The sequence below is a fragment of the Streptomyces sp. NPDC047841 genome (genome assembly GCF_040704085.1).
Taxonomy (GTDB): Bacteria; Actinomycetota; Actinomycetes; order Streptomycetales; family Streptomycetaceae; genus Streptomyces; species Streptomyces argyrophylli.
In genome coordinates this window covers 244,055-265,620 of record NZ_JBEYRP010000001.1, presented here as the reverse complement: position 1 = coordinate 265,620, position 21,566 = coordinate 244,055, and the positions used below count along the sequence as shown (strand labels likewise).

General features: G+C 74.1%; 19 protein-coding genes. 4 read left to right on the top strand and 15 right to left on the bottom strand.

What is annotated here, in order from left to right; all coding sequences use genetic code 11:
* Nucleotides 1-35 precede the first annotated feature (35 nt).
* The 5 genes from AB0947_RS01135 to AB0947_RS01115 all read right to left on the bottom strand — a co-directional run bounded on the left by AB0947_RS01135 (nucleotide 36) and on the right by AB0947_RS01115 (nucleotide 6,711).
* Entirely contained in the window at nucleotides 36-2,165 is a 2,130-nt protein-coding gene (locus AB0947_RS01135; RefSeq protein ID WP_366748182.1) for a 3-hydroxyacyl-CoA dehydrogenase NAD-binding domain-containing protein, read from the bottom strand.
* Complete coding sequence (locus tag AB0947_RS01130; RefSeq protein ID WP_171151863.1) at nucleotides 2,162-3,379, bottom strand: acetyl-CoA C-acyltransferase; 1,218 nt, start codon at nucleotides 3,377-3,379, stop codon at nucleotides 2,162-2,164. Before AB0947_RS01130 ends, AB0947_RS01135 begins: the two co-directional genes overlap by 4 nt.
* A 302-nt stretch (nucleotides 3,380-3,681) precedes the next feature.
* Entirely contained in the window at nucleotides 3,682-4,968 is a 1,287-nt protein-coding gene (locus tag AB0947_RS01125) for a ribonuclease D (protein ID WP_366748181.1), read from the bottom strand.
* Between the two features lie 146 nt (nucleotides 4,969-5,114).
* Nucleotides 5,115-5,774 (bottom strand): response regulator transcription factor, encoded by a 660-nt coding sequence (locus AB0947_RS01120; RefSeq protein ID WP_014675646.1) that lies wholly within the window; start codon nucleotides 5,772-5,774, stop codon nucleotides 5,115-5,117.
* A 259-nt stretch (nucleotides 5,775-6,033) separates the two neighbouring features.
* A complete protein-coding gene (locus AB0947_RS01115; protein ID WP_366748180.1) occupies nucleotides 6,034-6,711 on the bottom strand; it encodes a DUF3000 domain-containing protein in 678 nt (225 codons plus the stop codon).
* Nucleotides 6,712-6,837: 126 nt separating this feature from the next.
* On the opposite strand from AB0947_RS01115, the gene hemE reads away from it, so the two are divergent.
* Nucleotides 6,838-7,896, top strand: a complete 1,059-nt coding sequence (hemE, locus tag AB0947_RS01110; protein WP_366748179.1) for a uroporphyrinogen decarboxylase — start codon at nucleotides 6,838-6,840, stop codon at nucleotides 7,894-7,896.
* A gap of 13 nt (nucleotides 7,897-7,909) precedes the next feature.
* Here hemE and AB0947_RS01105 read toward each other — a convergent pair whose 3' ends face one another.
* Nucleotides 7,910-8,734, bottom strand: a complete 825-nt coding sequence (locus AB0947_RS01105) for a rhomboid family intramembrane serine protease (protein WP_366748178.1) — start codon at nucleotides 8,732-8,734, stop codon at nucleotides 7,910-7,912.
* Nucleotides 8,735-8,826: 92 nt separating this feature from the next.
* Here AB0947_RS01105 and AB0947_RS01100 point away from each other — a divergent pair, with 92 nt between their 5' ends.
* Complete coding sequence (locus AB0947_RS01100; protein WP_225808262.1) at nucleotides 8,827-9,096, top strand: hypothetical protein; 270 nt, start codon at nucleotides 8,827-8,829, stop codon at nucleotides 9,094-9,096.
* A gap of 58 nt (nucleotides 9,097-9,154) precedes the next feature.
* Here the strand turns inward: AB0947_RS01100 and AB0947_RS01095 are convergent, their stop codons facing one another.
* Together AB0947_RS01095 and AB0947_RS01090 are read right to left on the bottom strand one after the other, a co-directional pair.
* Nucleotides 9,155-10,555, bottom strand: coding sequence for an FAD-dependent oxidoreductase (locus AB0947_RS01095; protein ID WP_366748177.1), 1,401 nt, complete (start codon nucleotides 10,553-10,555; stop codon nucleotides 9,155-9,157).
* A gap of 62 nt (nucleotides 10,556-10,617) precedes the next feature.
* Nucleotides 10,618-11,589, bottom strand: a complete 972-nt coding sequence (locus AB0947_RS01090) for a DUF4349 domain-containing protein (RefSeq protein WP_366748176.1) — start codon at nucleotides 11,587-11,589, stop codon at nucleotides 10,618-10,620.
* Nucleotides 11,590-11,747: 158 nt separating this feature from the next.
* On the opposite strand from AB0947_RS01090, the gene hemG reads away from it, so the two are divergent.
* A complete protein-coding gene (gene hemG / locus AB0947_RS01085; RefSeq protein ID WP_366748175.1) occupies nucleotides 11,748-13,217 on the top strand; it encodes a protoporphyrinogen oxidase in 1,470 nt (489 codons plus the stop codon).
* Nucleotides 13,218-13,222: 5 nt separating this feature from the next.
* On the top strand, nucleotides 13,223-13,954 hold the full coding sequence (hemQ, locus tag AB0947_RS01080; protein ID WP_366748174.1) for a hydrogen peroxide-dependent heme synthase: 732 nt from the start codon (nucleotides 13,223-13,225) through the stop codon (nucleotides 13,952-13,954).
* A 90-nt stretch (nucleotides 13,955-14,044) separates the two neighbouring features.
* On the opposite strand, the gene AB0947_RS01075 is transcribed toward hemQ, so the two are convergent.
* The 7 genes from AB0947_RS01075 to AB0947_RS01045 form a co-directional block, all read right to left on the bottom strand.
* Nucleotides 14,045-15,703 carry an alpha/beta hydrolase gene (locus AB0947_RS01075; protein ID WP_366748173.1) on the bottom strand — a complete coding sequence of 553 codons (1,659 nt, stop codon included), beginning with the start codon at nucleotides 15,701-15,703 and terminating at the stop codon, nucleotides 14,045-14,047.
* Between the two features lie 189 nt (nucleotides 15,704-15,892).
* Nucleotides 15,893-16,672, bottom strand: a complete 780-nt coding sequence (locus AB0947_RS01070; RefSeq protein WP_366748172.1) for a TIGR04222 domain-containing membrane protein — start codon at nucleotides 16,670-16,672, stop codon at nucleotides 15,893-15,895.
* A 97-nt stretch (nucleotides 16,673-16,769) separates the two neighbouring features.
* Complete coding sequence (locus AB0947_RS01065) at nucleotides 16,770-17,579, bottom strand: DUF4142 domain-containing protein (protein ID WP_366748171.1); 810 nt, start codon at nucleotides 17,577-17,579, stop codon at nucleotides 16,770-16,772.
* 257 nt (nucleotides 17,580-17,836) lie between these two features.
* On the bottom strand, nucleotides 17,837-19,162 hold the full coding sequence (locus tag AB0947_RS01060; RefSeq protein WP_366748170.1) for a DUF692 domain-containing protein: 1,326 nt from the start codon (nucleotides 19,160-19,162) through the stop codon (nucleotides 17,837-17,839).
* Between the two features lie 133 nt (nucleotides 19,163-19,295).
* A complete protein-coding gene (locus AB0947_RS01055) occupies nucleotides 19,296-20,027 on the bottom strand; it encodes a peptidyl-tRNA hydrolase (RefSeq protein ID WP_366748169.1) in 732 nt (243 codons plus the stop codon).
* A gap of 480 nt (nucleotides 20,028-20,507) precedes the next feature.
* On the bottom strand, nucleotides 20,508-20,690 hold the full coding sequence (locus tag AB0947_RS01050; RefSeq protein WP_366748168.1) for a hypothetical protein: 183 nt from the start codon (nucleotides 20,688-20,690) through the stop codon (nucleotides 20,508-20,510).
* A gap of 17 nt (nucleotides 20,691-20,707) precedes the next feature.
* Nucleotides 20,708-21,553, bottom strand: a complete 846-nt coding sequence (locus AB0947_RS01045) for a polysaccharide deacetylase family protein (RefSeq protein WP_366748167.1) — start codon at nucleotides 21,551-21,553, stop codon at nucleotides 20,708-20,710.
* Between the last annotated feature and the right edge of the window lie 13 nt (nucleotides 21,554-21,566).

Sequence of the window (21,566 nt, the reverse complement as noted above, 5' to 3'; positions counted from 1 at the left end):
CGGAGTGCGGGCACCCGGTGTTCACCGGTGGAGCGTCACGCCGGGACGCTCGCCACGCCCGGCGCCAGGAACCGCTTGCCGTTGACGCGCTCGCTGACGCCCTCACGGTCCAGGTACGGCGTGATGCCGCCCAGGTGGAAGGGCCAGCCGGCACCCGTGATCAGGCACAGGTCGATGTCCTGGGCCTCGGCGACGACGCCCTCGTCGAGCATGAGCCCGATCTCCTGCGCCACCGCGTCCAGCACCCGCGCCCGCACCTGCTCCTCGGTCAGCACGACGTCGCCCTGCTTGAGCAGCGCCGCGACCTCCGGGTCCAGCTCCGGCTTGCCGCTGTCGTAGACGTAGAAGCCGCGCTTGCCCGCCTCCACGACCGCCTTGAGGTTCGGGGAGACCGTGAAGCGGTCCGGGAACGCGCCGTGCAGGGTCTCCGAGACGTGCAGACCGATGGCGGGGCCGACCAGCTCCAGCAGCACCAGCGGGGACATCGGCAGACCGAGCGGCTCGACGGCCTTCTCGGCGACCTCGACCGGGGTGCCCTCGTCGATGACGTTCTGGATCTCGCCCATGAAGCGGGTCAGGATGCGGTTCACGACGAACGCCGGGGCGTCCTTGACCAGCACCGCGGTCTTCTTCAGCTTCTTGGCGACGGCGAACGCGGTCGCGAGGGACGCGTCGTCGGTCTGCTCGCCGCGGACGATCTCCAGCAGCGGCAGGACGGCCACCGGGTTGAAGAAGTGGAAGCCCACGACCCGCTCGGGGTGCTTGAGCTTCGACGCCATCTCCGTCACCGACAGGGACGAGGTGTTGGTGGCGAGGATCGCGTGCGCCGGGGCGACCGCCTCGACCTCGGCGAACACCTGCTGCTTGACACCGATCTCCTCGAACACGGCCTCGATGACGAAGTCCGCGTCGGAGAAGCCCTCCGCCTTGTCCAGGACACCGGTCACCAGGGCCTTGAGGCGGTTGGCCTTGTCCTGGTTGATCCGGCCCTTGCCGAGCAGCTTGTCGATCTCGGCGTGGACGTAGCCCACACCCTTGTCGACCCGCTCCTGGTCGATGTCGGTCAGCACGACCGGCACCTCCAGGCGGCGCAGGAACAGCAGCGCCAGCTGGGAGGCCATGAGGCCCGCGCCGACCACGCCCACCTTGGTGACCGGGCGCGCCAGGTTCTTGTCCGGGGCGCCGGCGGGGCGCTTGCCGCGCTTCTGCACCAGGTTGAACGCGTAGATGCCGGCGCGCAGTTCACCGCCCATGATCAGGTCGGCGAGGGCCTGGTCCTCGGCGTCGAAGCCCTGCTGGAGGTCCTCGTTCTTCGCGGCGGCGATGATGTCGAGGGCGCGGTAGGCGGCCGGGGCCGCGCCGTGCACCTTGGAGTCCGCGATGAAGCGGCCCTTGGCGACGGCCTGGTCCCAGGCCTCGCCGCGGTCGATCACCGGGCGCTCGACCTTGACGTCGCCCTTGAGCACCTGGGCGGTCCAGATCAGCGACTGCTCCAGGAAGTCGGCGCCCTCGAAGAGCGCGTCGGCGATCCCGAGGTCGAAGACCTGCCGACCCTTGAGCTGCTTGTTCTGGTTGAGCGAGTTCTCGATGATGACCGAGACGGCCTTCTCGGGGCCGATCAGGTTCGGCAGCAGCGTGCAGCCGCCCCAGCCGGGCACCAGGCCGAGGAAGACCTCGGGCAGCGAGAACGCCGGGATCGCCTTGGAGACGGTGCGGTAGGTGCAGTGCAGGCCGACCTCGACGCCGCCGCCCATCGCCGCGCCGTTGTAGTAGGCGAAGGTCGGGACGGCCAGCTTCGCCAGGCGCTTGAAGACCTCGTGGCCGCCCTTGCCGATGGCGAGCGCGTGCTCGTGCTCCTTCAGCAGCTCGACGCCCTTGAGGTCGGCGCCGACCGCGAAGATGAACGGCTTGCCGGTGATGCCGGCACCGACGATCTCGCCGTCCGCGGCCTCCTTCTCGACCTGGTCGATCGCGGTGTTCAGGTTCGCGAGCGAGGCGGGGCCGAAGGTGGTCGGCTTGGTGTGGTCCAGGCCGTTGTCCAGCGTGATCAGCGCGAAGCGGCCGGCCCCGAAGGGCAGGTCGAAGTGGCGTACGTGCGCACTGGTGACGACCTCGTCGGGGAACAGGTCCGAGGCCTGCTTCAGAAGCTCGGCGGTGGTGCTCACTTGTCCCCCTCGAAGTGCGGGTTCTCCCAGACGACCGTCGCGCCCATGCCGAAGCCGACGCACATGGTGGTCAGGCCGTAGCGGACGTGCGGCTGCTCCTCGAACTGGCGGGCCAGCTGCGTCATCAGGCGGACGCCGGAGGAGGCCAGCGGGTGGCCGAAGGCGATGGCGCCGCCGTACTGGTTGACGCGCTCGTCGTCGTCGGCGATGCCGTAGTGGTCGAGGAAGGCCAGCACCTGCACGGCGAAGGCCTCGTTGATCTCGAACAGGCCGATGTCGGAGATGGACAGGCCCGCCTTGGCGAGGGCCTTCTCCGTGGCCGGGATCGGGCCGTAGCCCATGACCTCCGGCTCGACGCCCGCGAAGGCGTACGACACCAGGCGCATCTTGACGGGCAGGCCGTTCTCGCGGGCGAAGTCCTCGCTCGCGATGATCGACGCGGTGGCGCCGTCGTTCAGGCCGGCCGCGTTGCCGGCGGTGACCCGGCCGTGCACACGGAACGGCGTCTTGAGGTTCGCCAGGTTCTCCAGGGTGGTCCCCGGGCGCATCGGCTCGTCGGCGGTGACCAGGCCCCAGCCGGTCTCCCCGCCCTCCGGGCTGGTCCGGCGCACCGAGATCGGCACCAGGTCGGCCTGGATCTTGCCGTTGGCGTACGCCTTGGCGGCCTTCTCCTGCGAGCGCACCGCGTACTCGTCGGCGCGCAGCTTGGTGATGTGCGGGTAGCGGTCGTGCAGGTTCTCCGCGGTCATGCCCATGAAGAGGGCCGACTCGTCGACGAGCTTCTCGCTCACGAACCGCGGGTTCGGGTCGACGCCCTCGCCCATCGGGTGGCGGCCCATGTGCTCGACACCACCGGCGATGACGGCGTCGTAGGCGCCGAAGGCGATCGAACCGGCGGTGGTCGTCACGGCGGTCAGCGCGCCGGCGCACATGCGGTCGATGGAGTAACCGGGCACGGACTGCGGCAGACCCGCGAGGATGCCGGCGGTACGGCCGAGGGTCAGACCCTGGTCACCGATCTGCGTGGTCGCCGCGATGGCGACCTCGTCGATCTTCTTGGGGTCCAGACCGGGGTTGCGGCGCAGCAGCTCCCGGATCGCCTTCACGACGAGGTCGTCCGCGCGGGTCTCGTGGTAGATGCCCTTCGGGCCCGCCTTGCCGAACGGGGTACGGACGCCGTCGACGAAGACGACGTCCCTGACGGTACGAGGCACGATGGCTCTCCTCCTGTGCGGGATGGCACTGCTGCGTTGCGCTGAGCGCGCGCTCAGGACCCATGCTACTTATGAGTAACGTAGCTGCACAGTCCGGGAGACGGGAGCGGCGAAGGTCACATCTTCCGCGTCCGGCCGGCGGTGCGGTTCCACGGCCCGCGAGCCGGTCCGGCGCGCCACGCTCCAGCGCCCTCTCTCCCAGGATCTTGGCGCGATCTCGCCGTCCCTCCTCCGCTTGCGCGGCCCCCGCGGCGCCCGCGTGCGAGGAGCGGGCGGGTGACGGTCCGCCGGCCCGGTGCTTCTCAGTCCCGGGCCGACAGGGCGTCGACCAGCACCGGCGTGACCAGCCCGATCTGCCAGGGCCGCGCTCCGTACCCGGCCAGCGCGGCACCCACGGACCCCTCGTCGACGGGCGCCGGCGGCTCCCAGCAGATCCGCCGCACCGTGTCCGGAGAGATCACGTTCTCCTGGGGCATGGCGAGCCGTTCGGCCAGTGCGGTCACCCCCGCCCGGGCGGCGGACAGGCGAGCGGCCGCGGCCGGGTCCTTGTCGGCCCAGGCACGCGGCGGCGGGGGCCCCGTCACCGGCTGCCCCGGCTGCGGCAGCGCGCTGTCGGGAAGGGCCTTGGCGCGGTCCACCGCGGCCTGCCACTGCTCCAGCTGCCGCCGCCCCATCCGGTGCCCGAACCCGTTCAGCCCGGCGAGGACGTGCACACTGCCCGGCAGGGCCAGCGCCGCCTCCACGATGGCCGTGTCGCTCAGCACCTTCCCCGGCGACACGTCCCGCCGCTGCGCGATCCGGTCCCGGGTCTGCCACAGCTCGCGCACGACCGCGAGCTGCCGGCGCCGGCGCACCTTGTGCATCCCGGACGTGCGGCGCCAGGGGTCCTTGCGCGGCTCGGACGGGGGCGCGGACGCGATCGCGTCGAACTCCTGCAGGGCCCACTCCAGCTTGCCCTGCCGGTCCAGCTCCTTCTCCAGGGCGTCCCGCAGGTCGACGAGGAGCTCGACGTCGAGCGCCGCGTACCGCAGCCAGGGCTCGGGGAGCGGGCGGGTCGACCAGTCGACGGCCGAGTGGCCCTTCTCCAGGACGAAGCCGAGGACGCCCTCCACCATGGCGCCGAGACCGACCCGCGGGAAGCCCGCGAGCCGGCCGGCCAGCTCGGTGTCGAACAGGCGGCTCGGGACCATGCCTATCTCGCGCAGACAGGGCAGGTCCTGGGTGGCCGCGTGCAGCACCCACTCCACGCCGGACAGGGCTGCGCCGAGGCCGGACAGGTCGGGGCAGGCGACGGGGTCGATCAGCGCGGTCCCGGCGCCCTCGCGGCGCAGCTGCACCAGGTAGGCGCGCTGTCCGTAGCGGTAGCCGGAGGCGCGTTCGGCGTCCACGGCGACCGGGCCGGTGCCGGCGGCGAAGGCGGCGACCACCCGGTCGAGGGCCGCCTCGTCGGCGATCACGGGCGGGATGCCCTCGCGCGGTTCCAGCAAAGGAGTCGGCGCCCCCGTCACAGAAGAACCTGCGTCGTCCGGAGGGGTGCCCCCGGCGGTGCGCAGGGAACTGTCTGCTGCGGTGTCTTGGGCGTCGGTCACCTGTCAAGGGTATCCGTGTGTGGACCGCGCCCGTCGACGGAACGTTCCGTCGACGGGCGCGAGAGGGGCGTAAACCAGTCAGCTCGGGGAAAGGGCTGGTTCACACGAGTGAAGGCCGGATGCGCCGAAGGGGGCGTCCGGTGGGCTCAGTGGATGATTCCGGTGCGCAGGGCCACGGCCACCATGCCGGCCCGGTCCCCCGTCCCCAGCTTGCGGGCGATGCGGGCGAGGTGGCTCTTCACGGTCAGGGCGGACAGGCCCATGGAGACGCCGATCGCCTTGTTCGACTGGCCCTCCGCGACCAGCCGCAGCACCTCGACCTCGCGTCCGGACAGCTCCCGGTAGCCGCCCGGGTGGCTCGGGGCACCCGGGGGGCGGCGGTGCATACGGGCGGCGGCGCCGAGGGGAGCGGCACCGGGCCGGGCGGGCAGCCCGATGTTGGTGCGGGTGCCGGTGACGACGTAGCCCTTGACGCCGCCGGCCAGCGCGTTGCGGACGGCGCCGATGTCGTCGGCGGCGGAGAGGGCGAGTCCGTTGGGCCAGCCCGCGGCGCGGGTCTCGGACAGCAGGGTGAGGCCGGAGCCGTCGGGCAGGTGGACGTCGGCGACGCAGATGTCGCGGGGGTTGCCGATGCGGGGACGAGCCTCCGCGATGGACGAGGCCTCGATGACATCGCGCACGCCGAGCGCCCACAGGTGGCGGGTGACGGTGGAGCGGACGCGGGGGTCGGCCACGACCACCATGGCGGTCGGCTTGTTCGGGCGGTAGGCGACCAGGCTTGCGGGTTGCTCGAGGAGAACGGACACCAGGCCTCCTGGGTGGGGGGACGGGGCCGGCTTGTGGGGATGAAGCCGGGACGAACCGTGCTTTCAAGGTCACAGTCGTCTTCGGCAGCAAACTCGTCCGCCTTTAGAGAATGATCACGATCTAGTGAGTAACAATCTGTGCAATTCGGACACGCGATCGATCATCCGAAGATCAAGTCGGTTCGAGCGGGTGCGATTCGAGTACGGAAAATGGCCGTATCGACAAAGAGACGGTCAACGAAGGGTGTGGCGCCGACGGTCACCGGGACTGCGGGCCCCTGCGCTGCGGCAGGGACACCACCGACGCGTCCCCGGGCCCGGCCGGCGGCAGGCCCGCGACCTGTGCCAGCAGATCGCACCAGGAGGACAGGTGGGCGGCCGTGTCCGGCACCCCGCCCAGGCCCTCGCGGGGCGTCCAGGAGGCCCGGATCTCGATCTGCGACGCGGCCGGCCGCTCGGCCAGCCCGCCGAAGTAGTGCGAACTGGCACGTGTGATCGTGCCGCTCGGTTCCCCGTAGCCCAGCCCGCGCGCCGCCAGCGCCCCGGTCAGCCAGGACCAGCACACCTCCGGCAGCAGCGGATCGGCCGCCATCTCCGGCTCCAGCTCCGCGCGCACCAGCGTCACCAGCCGGAACGTGCCCCGCCAGGCGTCGTGCCCGGCCGGGTCGTGCAGCAGCACCAGCCGCCCGTCGGCCAGCTCCTGCTCGCCGTCCACCACCACCGCCTCCACCGCGTACGCGTAGGGGGCGAGCCGCTGCGGGGCCGGCGTCGGCTCCACCTCCACCTGCGGCCGCAGCCGGCTGGCGCGCAGGGCCTCGACCGCGGTGCGGAAAGCCGGCGGACCCGAGGCACCGGAGTGCCCGTCCGCCCCCTCGGTGTCCTTCACGTCGCCCGTTCCGTCAGCGCTGTCCGACATTCGTCCGTGAGCCGCAGCCATGCGGGGAAGAGTAAGGGGAACCGGGGCGTCGTGCAGGGCAAGACACCCGCTGCGACCTACCCGGCTGCCCCCGGCCACCGGGGACACCGGCCCGGTCCCCGCCCGGCGGCGTGCGAAACTTGCCTCGTGACCGCCAATGACACCCCGCAGCCGACAGCGACGTACGACAGCGCCTTCCTCAAGGCGTGCAGGCGCGAACCCGTGCCGCACACCCCGGTGTGGTTCATGCGCCAGGCCGGCCGCTCCCTGCCGGAGTACCGCAAGGTGCGCGAGGGCGTTCCCATGCTGGAGTCGTGCATGCGGCCCGAGCTGGTCACCGAGATCACGCTCCAGCCGGTGCGCCGGCACGACGTGGACGCGGCGATCTTCTTCAGCGACATCGTCGTCCCGCTGAAGGCCATCGGCCTCGACCTCGACATCAAGCCCGGCGTCGGCCCGGTCGTCGAGCAGCCGGTCCGCACCCGCGCCGACCTGGCCCGGCTGCGCGACCTCACCCCCGAGGACGTCCCCTACGTCACCGAGGCCATCGGCATGCTCACCCGCGAGCTGGGCGCCACCCCGCTGATCGGCTTCGCGGGCGCGCCCTTCACCCTCGCGAGCTACCTGGTCGAGGGCGGCCCCTCGCGCACGTACGAGAACGCCAAGGCGATGATGTACGGCGACCCCGAGCTGTGGGCCGACCTGCTGGACCGCCTCGCCGACATCACGTCGGCCTTCCTGAAGGTCCAGATCGAGGCCGGCGCGAGCGCCGTCCAGCTCTTCGACTCCTGGGCCGGCGCCCTGGCCCCCGCCGACTACCGCGCGTCGGTCATGCCGGCCTCCGCGAAGGTCTTCGACGCGGTCGCCGGGTACGGCGTCCCGCGCATCCACTTCGGCGTCGGCACCGGTGAGCTGCTGAAGCTCATGGGCGAGGCCGGCGCGGACGTCGTCGGCGCCGACTGGCGCGTTCCGCTCGACGAGGCCGCCCGCCGCGTCGGCCCCGGCAAGGCGCTCCAGGGCAACCTGGACCCGACCGTGCTGTTCACCGACAAGGACACCGTCGCCGCCAAGGCCCGCGAGGTGCTCGACGCCGCCGCCGGCCTGGAGGGCCACGTCTTCAACCTCGGCCACGGCGTCATGCCGAACACCGACCCGGACGCGCTGACCCGGCTCGTGGAGTACGTCCACACCGCCACCGCGCGCTGAGCCGCCGGCCGGCTCACCAGGAGTAGTGGGGCCGCGCGCGCCTGCCGAACAGCAGGCCGGGCGGCTCCGGCGGGGGCGGTGTGCCGGGCTTGAGCGGCCAGGCCAGCAGCATGCCGGCCACGAAGCCGACCACGTGCGCCGCGTACGCCACCGTGCCGGCGCCGGACACCCCGTGCCCGGACGAGTACACCGCCTGGAGCCCGAACCAGAAGCCCAGCACCAGCCAGGCGGGCAGCCTCAGCGGCAGGAAGACCAGGAACGGCACCAGGACCCACACCCTGGCCCTCGGGTAGAGGACCAGATAGGCGCCGAGGACGCCGGCGATGGCGCCGGACGCGCCGATCAGGGGGTCCGAGGAGGTGTCGTTGAGCAGCGCGAAGCCGTAGCCGGCCGCGTAGCCGCAGACGACGTAGAAGAGGAAGTAGCGGATGTGGCCCATCCGGTCCTCGACGTTGTTGCCGAAGATCAGCAGGAAGAGCATGTTGCCCAGCAGGTGCAGCCAGCCGCCGTGCAGGAACATCGCCGTGAAGACGGACAGCGGCGGGGACTTGTCGTAGCCGGGCGGCCCGACGACGCAGCCGGGGCCGCCGGGGCCCACGCCGACGTCCCCGGTCGGGACGACCCGGGGCAGCTGATGGTGGATCAGTTCCCGGGGGACCGCCGCGTAGTGGTCCATGAAGGCCTGCAGGTGGCACAGCTGCGCCAGCCGGCTGCTGCCCGCCACGGAACCGGCTATGCCGGGCGTGGTGATGAACACCAGCACATTGGCGGCGATGAGGGCGTACGTCACCCAGGGGGTGCGGCGCACCGGGTTCACGTCATGAACGGGGATGACCACACAGGAGTAGTGCCCGCGATCGGGCGTACGAATCGGTGAACGCCGTCGGGCGCGTGTGCGTATCCCTTCACAACCGACGTGAGGAACAGGCGATGACGAACGCTCCGCAGGTTTCGGCGATGCACGCTCTGCCCGACGGTGAGGCGGAGATCTCTCTGGTCGTACGGCTCCCCTGGGAGGACGTCGCGCGGCTCGGCCAGGAGGCGGGCCGGCTCGCCACGCAGATGCAGCGGCCCGTGACCCTGGACGAGGCGGTCAGCTACCGGCTGCGGTCCAGCCGGCCGCCGGCGTCCCACGCGAAGCCCTCCGGGGAGCAGCCGGCTGCGGTCTCCGCCCTGCCGCGGATCACCGGCACGGCGTAGGCGCGCCGCGGGGTGCGGCGCCCTCGCGGCCGGTCGTTGCCCTTGCCCCTCCCGCCGGTCAGCTCGCCCGCACCTTCGCGGCGGCCTTCCGCGCCGCCACCAGGACCGGGTCCCACACCGGTGAGAACGGCGGGGCGTAGCCCAGGTCCAGGGCCGTCATCTGTTCCACCGTCATCTGCGCGGTCAGCGCCACCGCCGCGATGTCGACCCGCTTCGCCGCCCCCTCCCTGCCGACGATCTGCACGCCCAGCAACCGGCCCGTGCGCGACTCGGCGAGCATCTTGACCGTCATGGGGGCGGCACCGGGGTAGTAGCCGGCGCGGCTGGTCGACTCGATGGTGACCGTCTCGAAGCGCAGGCCCACCCGGCGGGCGTCCTTCTCCCGCAGCCCGGTGCGGGCGATCTCCAGGTCGCAGACCTTGCTGACCGCCGTGCCGACGACACCGGGGAAGGTGGCGTAGCCGCCGCCGGCGTTGGTGCCGATGACCTGGCCGTGCTTGTTGGCGTGGGTGCCGAGCGGGACGTACTGCTCCTGCCCGGAGACCAGGTTCAGCACCTCCACGCAGTCCCCGCCCGCCCAGATGTCCTCGTGCCCGCGCACCCGCATCGCGAGGTCGGTGAGCAGCCCGCCGTGGGCGCCGAGCGGGAGGCCGGCCGCGCGGGCGAGGGAGGTCTCCGGGCGGACGCCGATGCCCAGGACCACCAGATCCGCCGGGTACTCGGCGTGCTCCGTGGCCACCGCGCGCACCCGGCCGTCGTCCCCGGTGAGGACCTTGGTGACCTCCGCGTTGTTGACCATGGTGATGCCGAGGCCCTGCATGGCCCGGTGCACCATCCGGCCCATGTCCGGGTCGAGCGTCGACATGGGCTCCTTGCCGCGGTTGACGACCGTCACCTCGAAGCCCCGGTTGATCAGCGCCTCGGCCATCTCGACGCCGATGTAGCCGGCCCCGACGACCACCGCCCTGCGGCCGCGCGTGCCGGCCAGCGTGTCCAGCAGGGCCTGCCCGTCGTCCAGGGTCTGCACGCCGTGCACACCGGGGGCGTCCACGCCGGGCAGGTCCGGACGGACCGGGCGGGCGCCGGTGGCGATGACGAGCCGGTCGTACGGCGTCCAGGACTCCGCGCCGGAATCGACGTCACGCGCGCGTACCCGCTGTCCCGGCACGTCGATCTCCGTGACCTCGGTGCGCAGCCGCAGATCGATCCCGCGCTCCCGGTGCTCCTCGGGCGTCCGGGCGATGAGACGGTCCCGCTCGGGGACCTCGCCGCCCACCCAGTACGGGATGCCGCACGCCGAGAAGGAGGTGAAGTGGCCGCGCTCGAAGGCCACGATCTCCAGCTCCCCGGGGCCCTTCAGCCGCCGCGCCTGCGACGCCGCGGACATGCCCGCGGCGTCGCCGCCGATCACAACGAGCCGTTCCCTGCCGTCGCTGCCCCGCCCACCGCTCATGGTCATGGGACCACGCTACGGGGCGCGGCCCCTCCCCGTCCCGGCCGCCCTCCCGGGCTCCGTCCGGCTCAGTCCGCCGCGTCCCGCGCGGCCGGCTCGGCGGACTCGGGTGCCGGGCGGGCCGACGGCAGCGGGCCGGGCGCGGCCGTCGCCTTGGCGGGCTCCGTACGGTGCGGCAGCCGGGGCCGTACGACCCGCAGCCACAGCAGCACCAGCAGCGCGGCGAGGGCCGCGAACGGCAGGGCGGCTCCGAGCGCCAGCGCGATCCAGCGCAGCACGTCGGCGAACGCGTGCCAGCCGCCCGCCAGCGCGTCCGTGAAGCCCGGCGAGCCGTCCGCCCGCCGCACCGGTGCCTCGGACAGCGACAGGGTGATGGTGGCCAGGCCGGTGCGGTCCTTCAGGGACGCCTGCCGGGCCAGCAGCGCCTCCAGATCGGCCTGGCGGCTGCTCAGCTCCCCCTCCAGGGCGACGACGTCGCTCAGCTTGGCCGCCCTGTCCATCAGCGCGCGGATCCTGGCCACGCTGGCCCGCTGCGACGCCACCCGGCTGTCCACGTCCACGACCTGGTCGGTGACGTCGACCGCCTTGGCCGTGCGGTCGGCCACCCGGCCCGCTCCCTGGAGGCCGGTGAGGACCTCGTCGTACTTCCCGGCCGGCACGCGCAGGACGACCCGGGTCCGCTCGTGCCCGTCGGCGTCCCGGCTCGTCGTCTCGTCGCCGACGTAGCCGCCCGCGTCCTCGGCGGTCGTCCGGGCCGCCTCCAGGGCCTTGGACACGTCCTCGACCTCGACGGTGAGGGACGCGGTGCGGACGATCGCGTCCGGGGTGAGCTTCGGCGTCCCGCGCACGGGCCTGCCGCCCTCCGCCCCGCCGGCACCGGCCGGGCCGCCGCGGGCGCCGGCCGCCCCGGCCCTGCCGTCCGAGGCGGACTTCGAGGAGCCGCCCAGGTCGCCGGCGCCGCCGCACCCGGCGAGCGCGAGACAGGCGGCGAGCAGGACCCCGGCCAGGGTCCGGCGGCGTGCGGTGTGTGGTGTGCGCATGGGCGGTACCCCCCGGGGCTTGCGGGCTGGGACGGTCCTTCGACGGCGGACCGCGCGGGAACGATCGGCGGCGCCGGTTCCGATGCGGTCACGGTCCGGACTCGTCCCGGACACCGCCTCACGGCGGGGGCGCCGGTGGGGTCTGAGAGAGTGGGGGCATGAGCGCAACGGGTAGCAGCGCGCCGGGCGGGAGCCCGGGGCACGTCGTCGTCATCGGGGCCGGCATCGCCGGACTGGCCGCCGCGCACCGGCTGCTGGGACGCGGAGCGCGGGTGACCGTGCTGGAGGCCGGCGACCGGGTCGGCGGCAAGCTGCTGCCCGGCGAGATCGCCGGCGTGCGGGTCGACCTGGGTGCCGAGTCCCTGCTCGCCCGCCGCCCCGAGGCCGTGGCCCTCGCCCGCGAGACCGGACTGGGCGAGCTGCTCCAGCCGCCCGCCACCGCCACCGCCTCGATCTGGACCCGCGGTGCCCTGCGGCCCATGCCCAAGGGCCATGTGATGGGCGTGCCCGGCACCGCCGCCGCGCTGACCGGCGTCCTCTCGGACGAGGGCCTGGCCCGCATCGAGCGCGACGCCGACCTGCCCCGCACCGAGACCGGCGACGACGTAGCCGTGGGGGAGTACGTGGCGGCCCGGCTCGGCCGCGAGGTCGTCGACCGGCTCGTCGAACCCCTGCTCGGCGGGGTGTACGCGGGCGACGCCTACCGCATCTCCATGCGCTCCGCCGTCCCGCAGCTCTTCCAGGCCGCCCGCACCCACGTCTCCCTCACGCAGGGCGTCCGGGAGATCCAGGCGAAGGCCGCCGCCCAGCAGCAGACCGGGCCGGTCTTCATGGGCATCGCCGGCGGGGTCGGGCGGCTGCCGTCGGCGGTCGCCGACTCGGTGCGCGCGCGGGGCGGCGAGATCCTGACCGGCACGCCCGCGCGTGAACTGCGCCGGGAGGCGGCCGGCGGCTGGCGGATCGAGGCCGGGGAACGCCTGCTGCACGCCGACGCCGTGATCGTCGCCGTACCCGCCCCGGCCGCCGCCGCCCTGCTGCGCGCCGAGTCCCCGGGCGCCGCCGCCGAGCTGGCCGCCGTCGAGTACGCCTCGATGGCCCTGATCACCCTCGCCTACCGGCGCGCCGACCTGCGCCTGCCCGAGGGCAGCGGCTTCCTGGTGCCGCCCGTCGACGGCCGGACCATCAAGGCCGCCACCTTCGCCTCCCAGAAGTGGGGCTGGATCGCCGAGGAGGACCCGGACGTGGTCGTCCTGCGCACGTCCGTGGGCCGCTACGGCGAGACGGAGGTCCTCGGCCGGGACGACGCCGGCCTGGTGGAGGTCTCCCGGCACGACCTGCGGCAGGCCACGGGCCTGGACGCGGCACCGCTGCGGACCCGGGTCACCCGCTGGACCGACGGCCTGCCGCAGTACCCCGTCGGGCACCACGCGCGCGTGGCCCGCGTCCGGGAGCAGATCGCCAAGCTCCCGGGGCTCGCGGTGTGCGGCGCCCCGTACGACGGCGTCGGCGTCCCGGCCTGCATCGCGAGCGCGTACGCGGCGGTGGACCAGCTCGGCGGCGACCTCGCCGGGGTGCGGGAGCTGACGGCCAACCCGGTGCAGAGCCTGCACGGCGGAGCGGGAGAATAGGGACCATGAGTGACGACGCCCCCACCACCGAGTCCGGCAGGGTCCCGAACAAGGGCAAGCTGGCCAAGGACCTCAACGAGGTCATCCGCTACACCCTCTGGTCCGTCTTCAAGCTGAAGGACGTCCTCCCGGAGGACCGCGCGGGATACGCCGACGAGGTCCAGGAGCTGTTCGACCAGCTCGCCGCCAAGGACGTGACGATCCGCGGCACCTACGACGTCTCCGGCCTGCGCGCCGACGCCGACCTCATGATCTGGTGGCACGCCGAGACCAGCGACCAGCTCCAGGAGGCGTACAACCTCTTCCGCCGCACGAGGCTCGGCCGCGCGCTGGAGCCGGTGTGGTCGAACATGGCGCTGCACCGCCCCGCCGAGTTCAACCGCTCGCACATCCCGGCGTTCCTCGCCGACGAGACGCCCCGCAATTACGTGAGCGTCTACCCCTTCGTCCGCTCCTACGACTGGTACCTGCTGCCCGACGAGGACCGGCGCCGGATGCTCGCCGACCACGGCAAGATGGCCCGCGGCTACCCGGACGTGCGCGCCAACACGGTCGCCTCGTTCTCCCTCGGCGACTACGAGTGGATCCTGGCCTTCGAGGCCGACGAGCTGTACCGCATCGTCGACCTCATGCGCCACCTGCGCGCCTCCGAGGCCCGCAGGCACGTCCGCGAGGAGGTCCCGTTCTTCACGGGCCGCCGCAAGGACATCGGCGAACTGGTGGCGGACCTCGCCTGAAGCGCCCCGCAGGGGCACGGGGGCGGCGCGGTCAGGCCGTACGGACCAGCGGCCGGCCGACGGCCCGACCGCGCACCCCGGTGGCCGCGCCTACCGCCGGCCGGCTTTCCCCTTGAGCGCGTCCCGCCGAACCGCGTCGTCGGCCGGACCGCCGGAGGCGACCGGTTCGGGGCGCGGCGCGCACGACGCGTGCCGCGCCGGGACGCGGCCCTCCAGCAGGTACGCCTCCAGGTACCCGTTGACGCACCTGTTGGGCCCGCCGCCGACGCCGTGCGTGCCCGCGTCCCGCTCGGTCACCAGCACCGAGCCCGCCAGCCGCCGGTTCATCTCCAGCGCGCCCTGGTACGGCGCGGCGGCGTCCCGCTCGGCCGCCAGGACCAGCACCGGCGGCAGCTCGCCGACCCCGGTCCGCACGTCCAGCGGCCGTTGCCGGGGCGCCGGCCAGTAGGCGCACGGCAGGTTCATCCACGCGTTGTCCCAGGTCTCGAAGGGCGCCATCCGGGCGAGCCGCGTGTTGTCCCGGTCCCACACCGCCCAGTCCGTCGGCCAGGGCGCGTCGTTGCACTCCACGGCCGTGTACACCGCGCTGCTGTTCTCCGCCTCGGCGGCGCTCTCCGGGCTCGGCGTGGCCAGCCGGACCAGCGGCTTGGGGTCGCCGTGCAGGTACGCCGAGAGCGCCGCCGCGCGGCTCGGCCAGAAGTCGTCGTAGTACGCGGCCGCCAGGAAGACGTTCTGCAACTGGCCGGGACCGACCGTCCCGCCCGCCGCCTTCCCGGCCAGCCGTTCGCGCGCGGTGTCGTAGCCGCGCTGCACGCGCGCGGGTGTGGCACCGAGGTGGTACACGTCGTCGTGCCGGGCGATCCACTCACGGAAGTCCGCCCAGCGCTCCTCGAACGCCGCCGACTGGTCCAGGTTGCTGCGGTACCAGATCTTCTGCGGGTCCGGGTTCACCGCCGAGTCCAGCACCATGCGCCGCACGTGGGAGGGGAACATCGCCGCGTACAGCGCCCCGAAGTAGGTGCCGTACGACGCCCCCATGAAGGTCAGCCGGTCCTCGCCCAGCGCGGCCCGCAGGACGTCGAGGTCACGGGCGTTGTTGAGCGAGTTGTAGAACCGCAGCCCGCTCCCGGACCGCTGGGCACAGCCGCGCGCGTACGCCTTCGCCTGGGCGACGCGCTGCCGCTTGTACGCCTCCGAGGGGTGCGTCGGCGCCGCGGTGGGCGCCTTGAAGAAGCGCTTCGGGTCCTCGCAGGACAGCGGCGCCGACCGGCCGACGCCGCGCGGGGCGTAGCCGACGAGGTCGTAGGCGGCGGCGACCCGCTGCCACTCCGGGATCGTGCCGATGAGCGGGAAGTACATGCCGGAGGCGCCGGGGCCGCCCGGGTTGAAGACCAGGGCGCCCTGCCGGGGGACCTTCCGCTTGCTGTTGCGCGGGTCCTTGTGGGTGGCCTCGGCGCGGCTGACGGTCAGCCGGATCAGCTTGCCGTCCGGGTGGGCGTAGTCCAGCGGGACGCTCACCGTGCCGCACCGCACGCCGGCCGGTGCCTCCGGGACGTCGGCGGCGGAGCACGGACCGAAGTCGATCCCGGCCGCCCGGGCGCGGGCCACGGCCACCGCGGTGCCGCGCAGCTCGGCCGCGCCGGGGGCGCCCGCCGTGCCGGGGGTGCCGGGTGTGCCGCCCGCCGGGGCCGCGGCCAGGGTGGTCAGGAGCAAGGAACCGGCGGCCGAGTAGAGGGCGGCAGCTTTCATCGCGTATCCCTTCGATGCGCGGCGGCGATGGCACGGCTGCCACGGCCCGCGACGACAGAAGGGATGTTTCGGCCGGCCGTGGGGGAAGGCAAGCACCGTCGGGCCGGTGTCGGCCGCAATGCCCCCTGTGCGCCCCCGGAAGCCGCCCCCGACGCCGCGCCCGCCCCCGCCGGATCGCCCGCCCGGTCGTCACTCCCGCCAGGGCTGGTCGTGGTGGGTGAAGGCCGCGCGCAGCTCCGGTTCGCCTATCGCGCGGATGCCGCGCACGGCCACGGAGGTGAGGAACGACCGCTCGTCCCCGGCCGGCCTGCCGGCCAGCGCGCTCAGCAGCCGCTGTCCGGCCGGGGAGGCCCAGCGCGAGTACGGATGCGCCTCGAACCGGGCGATGGCCAGGCAGCTCAGCGCCAGGGTGAGGGGCAGGGCGAACCACAGGCCGACCAGCAGCCGGGGCGTCCCGGTCTGGATGGGCAGCAGCAGCGCGGTCACGCCCAGCGCGGCCACGACGAGCACGGAGGCCCGCACCTGGCGGACGGCGGCCCCCACGGTCGTCCCCGTGCCCTCGGGCACCGCGAGACCCGCGCGGACCAGCCCGTCGGCCAGCCGGCGCACCGCCTCGGCGCCCGCCGCCCGGGCCCGTACGGGGGCGATCCGCGACTGGCCCTCCGGCCCTATGGCCCCTATGACGGACTGCTCCATCTCGTCCCGCCCCCGCGGGTCCACGACCGTCGCCCAGCCGGTGTGCGCGAGCAGCAGCCGGCGCTGGCGGGCCATGGAGACCAGGGTCACGTCGGCGACCCGCGCGGGACCGCCGGAGAGGAAGGCCGCCTCGTACAGCGTCAGATCACGCTCCCCGTCCACCGGCGCGCCACGCACGTCCGCGGCTGCCGAGCGGACGGCCGCGAGGCACAGCCGGGTGCAGGCCGTTCCGGCGAAAGACCAGGCCAGGAGCAGGAGAAGGACCCAGAACATGACGTGTTTCTATGCCAGGTGACTGGGCGGACGCCATGCCCTTTCCACGATCCGGACGCAGTGTTGCCGGTCTGTGACGTTCCGCTTTCCGGGCTGGTCAGGGGCTGCTCGTCGCCGGCGGCGGGCTGCTGCCGGCGGGCGGCAGCGGGACGGTCTCGCCGGGCGACGCCTGTCCCCGCGACGCCTGGCCCGCTGACGGCTCGACCGGTTCGGCCGCGCCGGGATCGACCTCCGACGGGGTCGGCACCGGGGCGGCGGAGGCCGCGAGATCCCTGGCCAGCGCGGCGAAGTCGACGTACCCGGTGGCCTCCAGGACCCTGATGTGGTCCAGGACGGTCGCGTTGGCGTCGTCGGCGAGATCACGGACCAGGGAGTTCTGGGTGCCGGCCCGGATCTGCGCGACCAGCGAGAACACCCGTCCGTGCGCGAGCCGCAGGAGGCCGGCGAACTGGCGGTCGAAGTCCTGGCCCTGGGCCGTGTCCAGGGTGGCGAGCCACTGCTTCTGCTGCTCGTTCGGCTCGTTGGGCAGGGCGATGCCGAGCTGGGTGGCGACCGTACGGACGTGTGCGTCGAGGGAGGTGTGGCCGTCGACGAGGTGCCGGCCGGCGGTGCGGACGGCGGGCGTGGTCCCCTTCCGCTGCGCCAGCTCCCCGGCGGGCAGCTCCCACAGCCCGGCCAGCCGCACCCTGGTGACGAAGTCCCGGTCCTGCGCGGACAGCGGCCCATACGGGGTCGTCACCGTCTGCGCGCTGAGCACGTTCGCGCTCGCCGGGTCGTCCTGCCGGTCGGCGTACGACCACAGCGGGACGAGCAGCGCGACGACCGTCGCCGCCAGGCCGGTGACGATGAGCCCGGTGCCGCTGAATATGCCTCGGCCGTTGACCGGGGGTCGCGGTCGCGGTCGCATGATGCCTCCTGCGCCGCACGCCGGGGTGTGCTGGGGGTGGGTGCGGGGTTGGCATATTACTTGGGGGCCGGGGTGGCGTTTGGCGATGCGGCCGGGGCCGGTGCGGGTCGCGAGTGGCTGTGGGTGCGTTGTGGCTGGTCGCGTGGTTGCCTGCGTGTCTGCGGAACCGCGGTGCCGTCGGCGGTAGGGGCGCCGTTTCCGTCGGGCGTGGCGGCAGCCGGCCGGTGGAGACCGGCCGGGCGGCGCGGGGTCGCGCGTCAGGTCCGGCGTCGCCGTACCCGCTCCACCAGCCCCCTCTTGCGCGGTGCCGGGCCCGAGCGGTCCAGCCACCAGTCCCGCAGTGCGCGCCGCGCCCCCGCGCCGCCCGGCCGCCCCAGCTTCAGCAGGTGGCCGGCGAAGTCCAGCGCGTCCAGCCGGTACCCCCCGCGCATCGGCCGCTGCCGGGCGTACTTTAGGAACGCCTCCCGGTACCCCGCCCCCAGGATCACCGGCAGCTCGGGCGCCACCTTCGCCACGACCCCCGCCCGCTTCGCCGCGAGCGCCCGCGCCTGCACCCCCATCCGCACCCGGTCGAACCCCTCCGGCACCGGTGTCCCCGCCACCAGGGACGACAGCACGGCGGCCTGCGCGACCCCGACCCGCTCCCGCACGCCCGCCAGCGGCCCCGCCACCGGCCGCGCCAGGACACCGACGCCCCCGGTCCGCGCACCCCCGAGGGCCGGCGCCCCCGTCGCACCCCCCGCCGTGCTCCCCGTCGCGCGCCCGGCCGCCACCGCTTCCCGGATCGCGTCCAGCTCCCGCTCCAGCTCCGCCGGTTCCGGGAAGTTCTCGTCCCGCTCCAGGAGCACCCCCGGCGGCTCGACCCCGGCGGCGAGAGCGGTCAGGATGTCGAGGACCGGACGCGGCACGGGGTGCGCGTGGCTGTCGTGCCAGACGCCGTCCCGCTCGACGCCGCCCGCGACATGGACGTAGGCGATCGCCTCAAGGGGCAGCGCGGCCAGCGCCCCGGCGGGGTCCTCGCCCCGGTTGACGTGGTTGGTGTGCAGGTTGGCCACGTCGATCAGCAGCCGCACGCCGGTCCGCTCGACCAGCTCGGACAGGAACTGGCCCTCGGTCAGCTCCTCGCCCGGCCAGGAGAACAGCGCGGCGATGTTCTCCAGGGCCAGCGGCACCGGCAGCGCGTCCTGCGCGATGCGGACGTTCTCGCACAGCACGTCCAGCGCGTCCCGGGTGCGCGGCACCGGCAGCAGATGGCCGGCCTCCAGCCGCGGGGAGGCGGTGAGCGCGCCGCCCGCCCGGACGAAGGCGATGTGCTCGGTGACCAGCGGTGAGCCGAGCGCCTCCGCCCGCTCGGCGAGCGCCGTCAGCCTTCCCTCGTCGGGCCGGTCCGCGCCGCCGAGACCGAGGGAGACGCCGTGCGGGACGACCGTCACCCCGCGCTCGCGCAGCCGCAGCAGCGACCGGGGCAGGTGGCCGGGGCAGACGTTCTCCGCCACGACCTCCACCCAGTCGATGCCGGGCATGCGCTCCACGGCCTCCGCGATCTCCGGCCGCCACCCGATCCCGGTCCCCAGTCGCCGCATGGTGCTTCCCCCTCCTCGGCCCCCGCCGCTGCGTCGAGTGACGGGGATATGGCCCCGGCGACCGCCGTCGAACCCCGCTGCTGTCGCGTTCAGAGCAACATTTGAGCTTGCGGGACGGCGGGGCGCTCCCCGGTCAGCGCAGGCCCGGGTGTTCCGCCACCACCGTGCAGGAGCCCGGGGCGATCTCCGTGAAGCCGGCGTCGCGGACCACGGGCAGGCCGCTGGTGGTCAGGCGGAGCCAGTCGGCCGGGGCGGCCGTGCGGACGGCGAGGGGGAAGCCGGCGGCGCGCCAGGCGGCGCGGGCGGTGTCGGGCAGGGCCCACCAGGCCAGCTGGGCGCCGTGGCCGGCCTGCGCCATCGCCTTGCCGGCCGACATCTCCAGGTCCGGGTTCAGCCAGAGCACGGGCCGGCCCGCCGGGTCGGCGGGGGCCGGCGGTTCCGGGTCGTCCAGCTCGGTGCCCGACACCTGGAGCTTCGCCAGGTCCTTCGGCCAGCCGTCCAGCGGGACGGGCGGGAAGACCCGGACCTCCGCGGAGGCGCCCGTCACCGTGATCCCGGGCAGCGCCTCGGCGCGCCGCCACTCCGCGCCCCGGGCCCGCCGGACCACCTTCCGGATCCGCGCGTCCTCCCAGTCGCGTACCGCCTCGGCCCACTCGCCGTCGCCGTGCGCCCGCTCGTCGCCGAGCAGGGTCAGGACGGCCCGGGCGGCGGTCTCCAGGGCGTCGGTTCGGGCCGGTGGGGTGCCCCGCTCGATCCGTACCACGAGCGGCAGGACGAACTGGGGCGCCTCGTCGCGCGGATCGCGCGCGGGCTGGGCGGGGCTGTCGGCGGCGGGGGCGGGGGCGGGGGCGGGAACGTGGCTCACGGGAGCCCAGCCTACGAAGCCCCGGCCGGACCGATCAACGCGCGGTGCGCTCGCGGGACATTCCGGGACACCGGTGAACCGGGTGGCTTCGCTCGCCCCTCTCGGCCGATCGAGCCTGCTCACCGCGCTGCTCGCGGCCGTGCTGCTGGGGCTGGCTGCCACCGCGGTGGTGACGCTGATCAGCGACCCGGCGAGCAACGGTCACCGGGTCCACGTGCCCCGGCTCCGCGCCGCCGCCGCGGGAGCGCCGGCCGCCCTCGTCCGCGCCCTGCGCGGCACGGCCAGGGGCGTGCGGTTACGGCGCTGCTGGGCGCGCTGCCGGCGGTGGTGGCGGCCGGTTCCCCGGCGCGGGCAGCGGTCAGCGGTCTGGTCACCGGGTCGCGGACCGGGCGGGCGCCGGGGCCGCTGCTGCCGCCGGCGAGCGCCGTGCTGCTCACGACGGCCGCCTTCGCCGCGACCGGCCGGCTCGTCGCGCGCCGCTCACCCTGAGCAGGCGGTGCGCTGCGCCTCCTGCCACTCGCAGACGGGGCACAGCGTGACGCCCTTGTACGACTCCGGGTACTCCGTCGGCTCCCGGCACAGCACGCACTCCGCGTACGGCGGCCCGTCGGCCTTCGCCGGCTTCACCGTCTCGACGATCGTGCAGTAGTCCTCGTCGCTCATGCCTCCAGCGTAGGACGTCAGTGGCCGTTGCCCGCCTGGGCGATCAGCTCGGAGACCTTCACGAACCGGTAGCCGCGCCGGCGCAGCTCCGGTACGACCGTGCGGACGACCCGCTCGGTCGTCGGGGCCGCGCTGCGGGTGCAGTGCATGACGACCACCGAGCCCGGCTTCACCCCGTCGAGCACCTGCTTGACCACCGCGTCGGCGTCCGTGGCGAACGCGTCGCCGCTGATCACGTCCCACTGCACCGCGGTCACCCCGAGCCCGCTCAGCGCGCGCAGCGCCCGCTGGTCGTAACAGCCGCCGGGGAAGCGGAAGTACGGCATCGCGTGGGGAACGCCGGCCGCGCGGAGGGACTCGTACGCGCGCTGCACGTCCGCCCGCATGCCGTCGGCGTCGACGGTCGGCAGGCCGTAGCAGTCGGCGGTGAAGGCGTAGTGGCTCCAGGAGTGGTTGGCCACCTCGAACTGCGGGTCGTGGCCCAGGGCACTGGCCTCGGCCGGGTACTCGTCGGCCCACCGGCCGGTCATGAAGACGGTCGCCGGCACCTTCAGCGTGCGCAGGGCGTCGATCAGGCCCGGATTGTCGAAGTGCTCGCCGGAGGCCGCGCGGGGTCCCTCGTCGGCGGTCATGTCGGCGTCGAAGGTGAGCGCCACGGTCTTGCCCCGGGTGCGCGAACCGTGTTCGAAGACCGGGGTCAGCCCGCCGGGGCCGGGTGTGAGCACGGGCGGACGGGTGGAGGAGGGGGACGCGGAGACGCGGGAGGCGGCCGGGGCGGGCCGCTCCCCGCCCGCGGTGCCGCAGGCGGTGAGCGCCGCGCCCAGGAGGCAGACGGCGATGAGATGACGTGCTCGTCGGGTCACCGTACGAACGTAG

Excerpts from the sequence above, each read along its gene's own strand:
- AB0947_RS01100 (WP_225808262.1), top strand. The coding sequence starts at position 8,827 with ATGACGAACGCTCCGCAGGTTTCGGCGATGCACGCTCTGCCCGACGGT.
- AB0947_RS01075 (WP_366748173.1), bottom strand. The coding sequence starts at position 15,703 with ATGAAAGCTGCCGCCCTCTACTCGGCCGCCGGTTCCTTGCTCCTGACC.
- AB0947_RS01065 (WP_366748171.1), bottom strand. The coding sequence starts at position 17,579 with ATGCGACCGCGACCGCGACCCCCGGTCAACGGCCGAGGCATATTCAGC.
- AB0947_RS01050 (WP_366748168.1), bottom strand. The coding sequence starts at position 20,690 with ATGAGCGACGAGGACTACTGCACGATCGTCGAGACGGTGAAGCCGGCG.
- AB0947_RS01060 (WP_366748170.1), bottom strand. The coding sequence starts at position 19,162 with ATGCGGCGACTGGGGACCGGGATCGGGTGGCGGCCGGAGATCGCGGAG.
- AB0947_RS01095 (WP_366748177.1), bottom strand. The coding sequence starts at position 10,555 with ATGACCATGAGCGGTGGGCGGGGCAGCGACGGCAGGGAACGGCTCGTT.
- AB0947_RS01090 (WP_366748176.1), bottom strand. The coding sequence starts at position 11,589 with ATGCGCACACCACACACCGCACGCCGCCGGACCCTGGCCGGGGTCCTG.
- AB0947_RS01115 (WP_366748180.1), bottom strand. The coding sequence starts at position 6,711 with ATGGCTGCGGCTCACGGACGAATGTCGGACAGCGCTGACGGAACGGGC.
- hemG (WP_366748175.1), top strand. The coding sequence starts at position 11,748 with ATGAGCGCAACGGGTAGCAGCGCGCCGGGCGGGAGCCCGGGGCACGTC.
- AB0947_RS01070 (WP_366748172.1), bottom strand. The coding sequence starts at position 16,672 with ATGTTCTGGGTCCTTCTCCTGCTCCTGGCCTGGTCTTTCGCCGGAACG.
- hemQ (WP_366748174.1), top strand. The coding sequence starts at position 13,223 with ATGAGTGACGACGCCCCCACCACCGAGTCCGGCAGGGTCCCGAACAAG.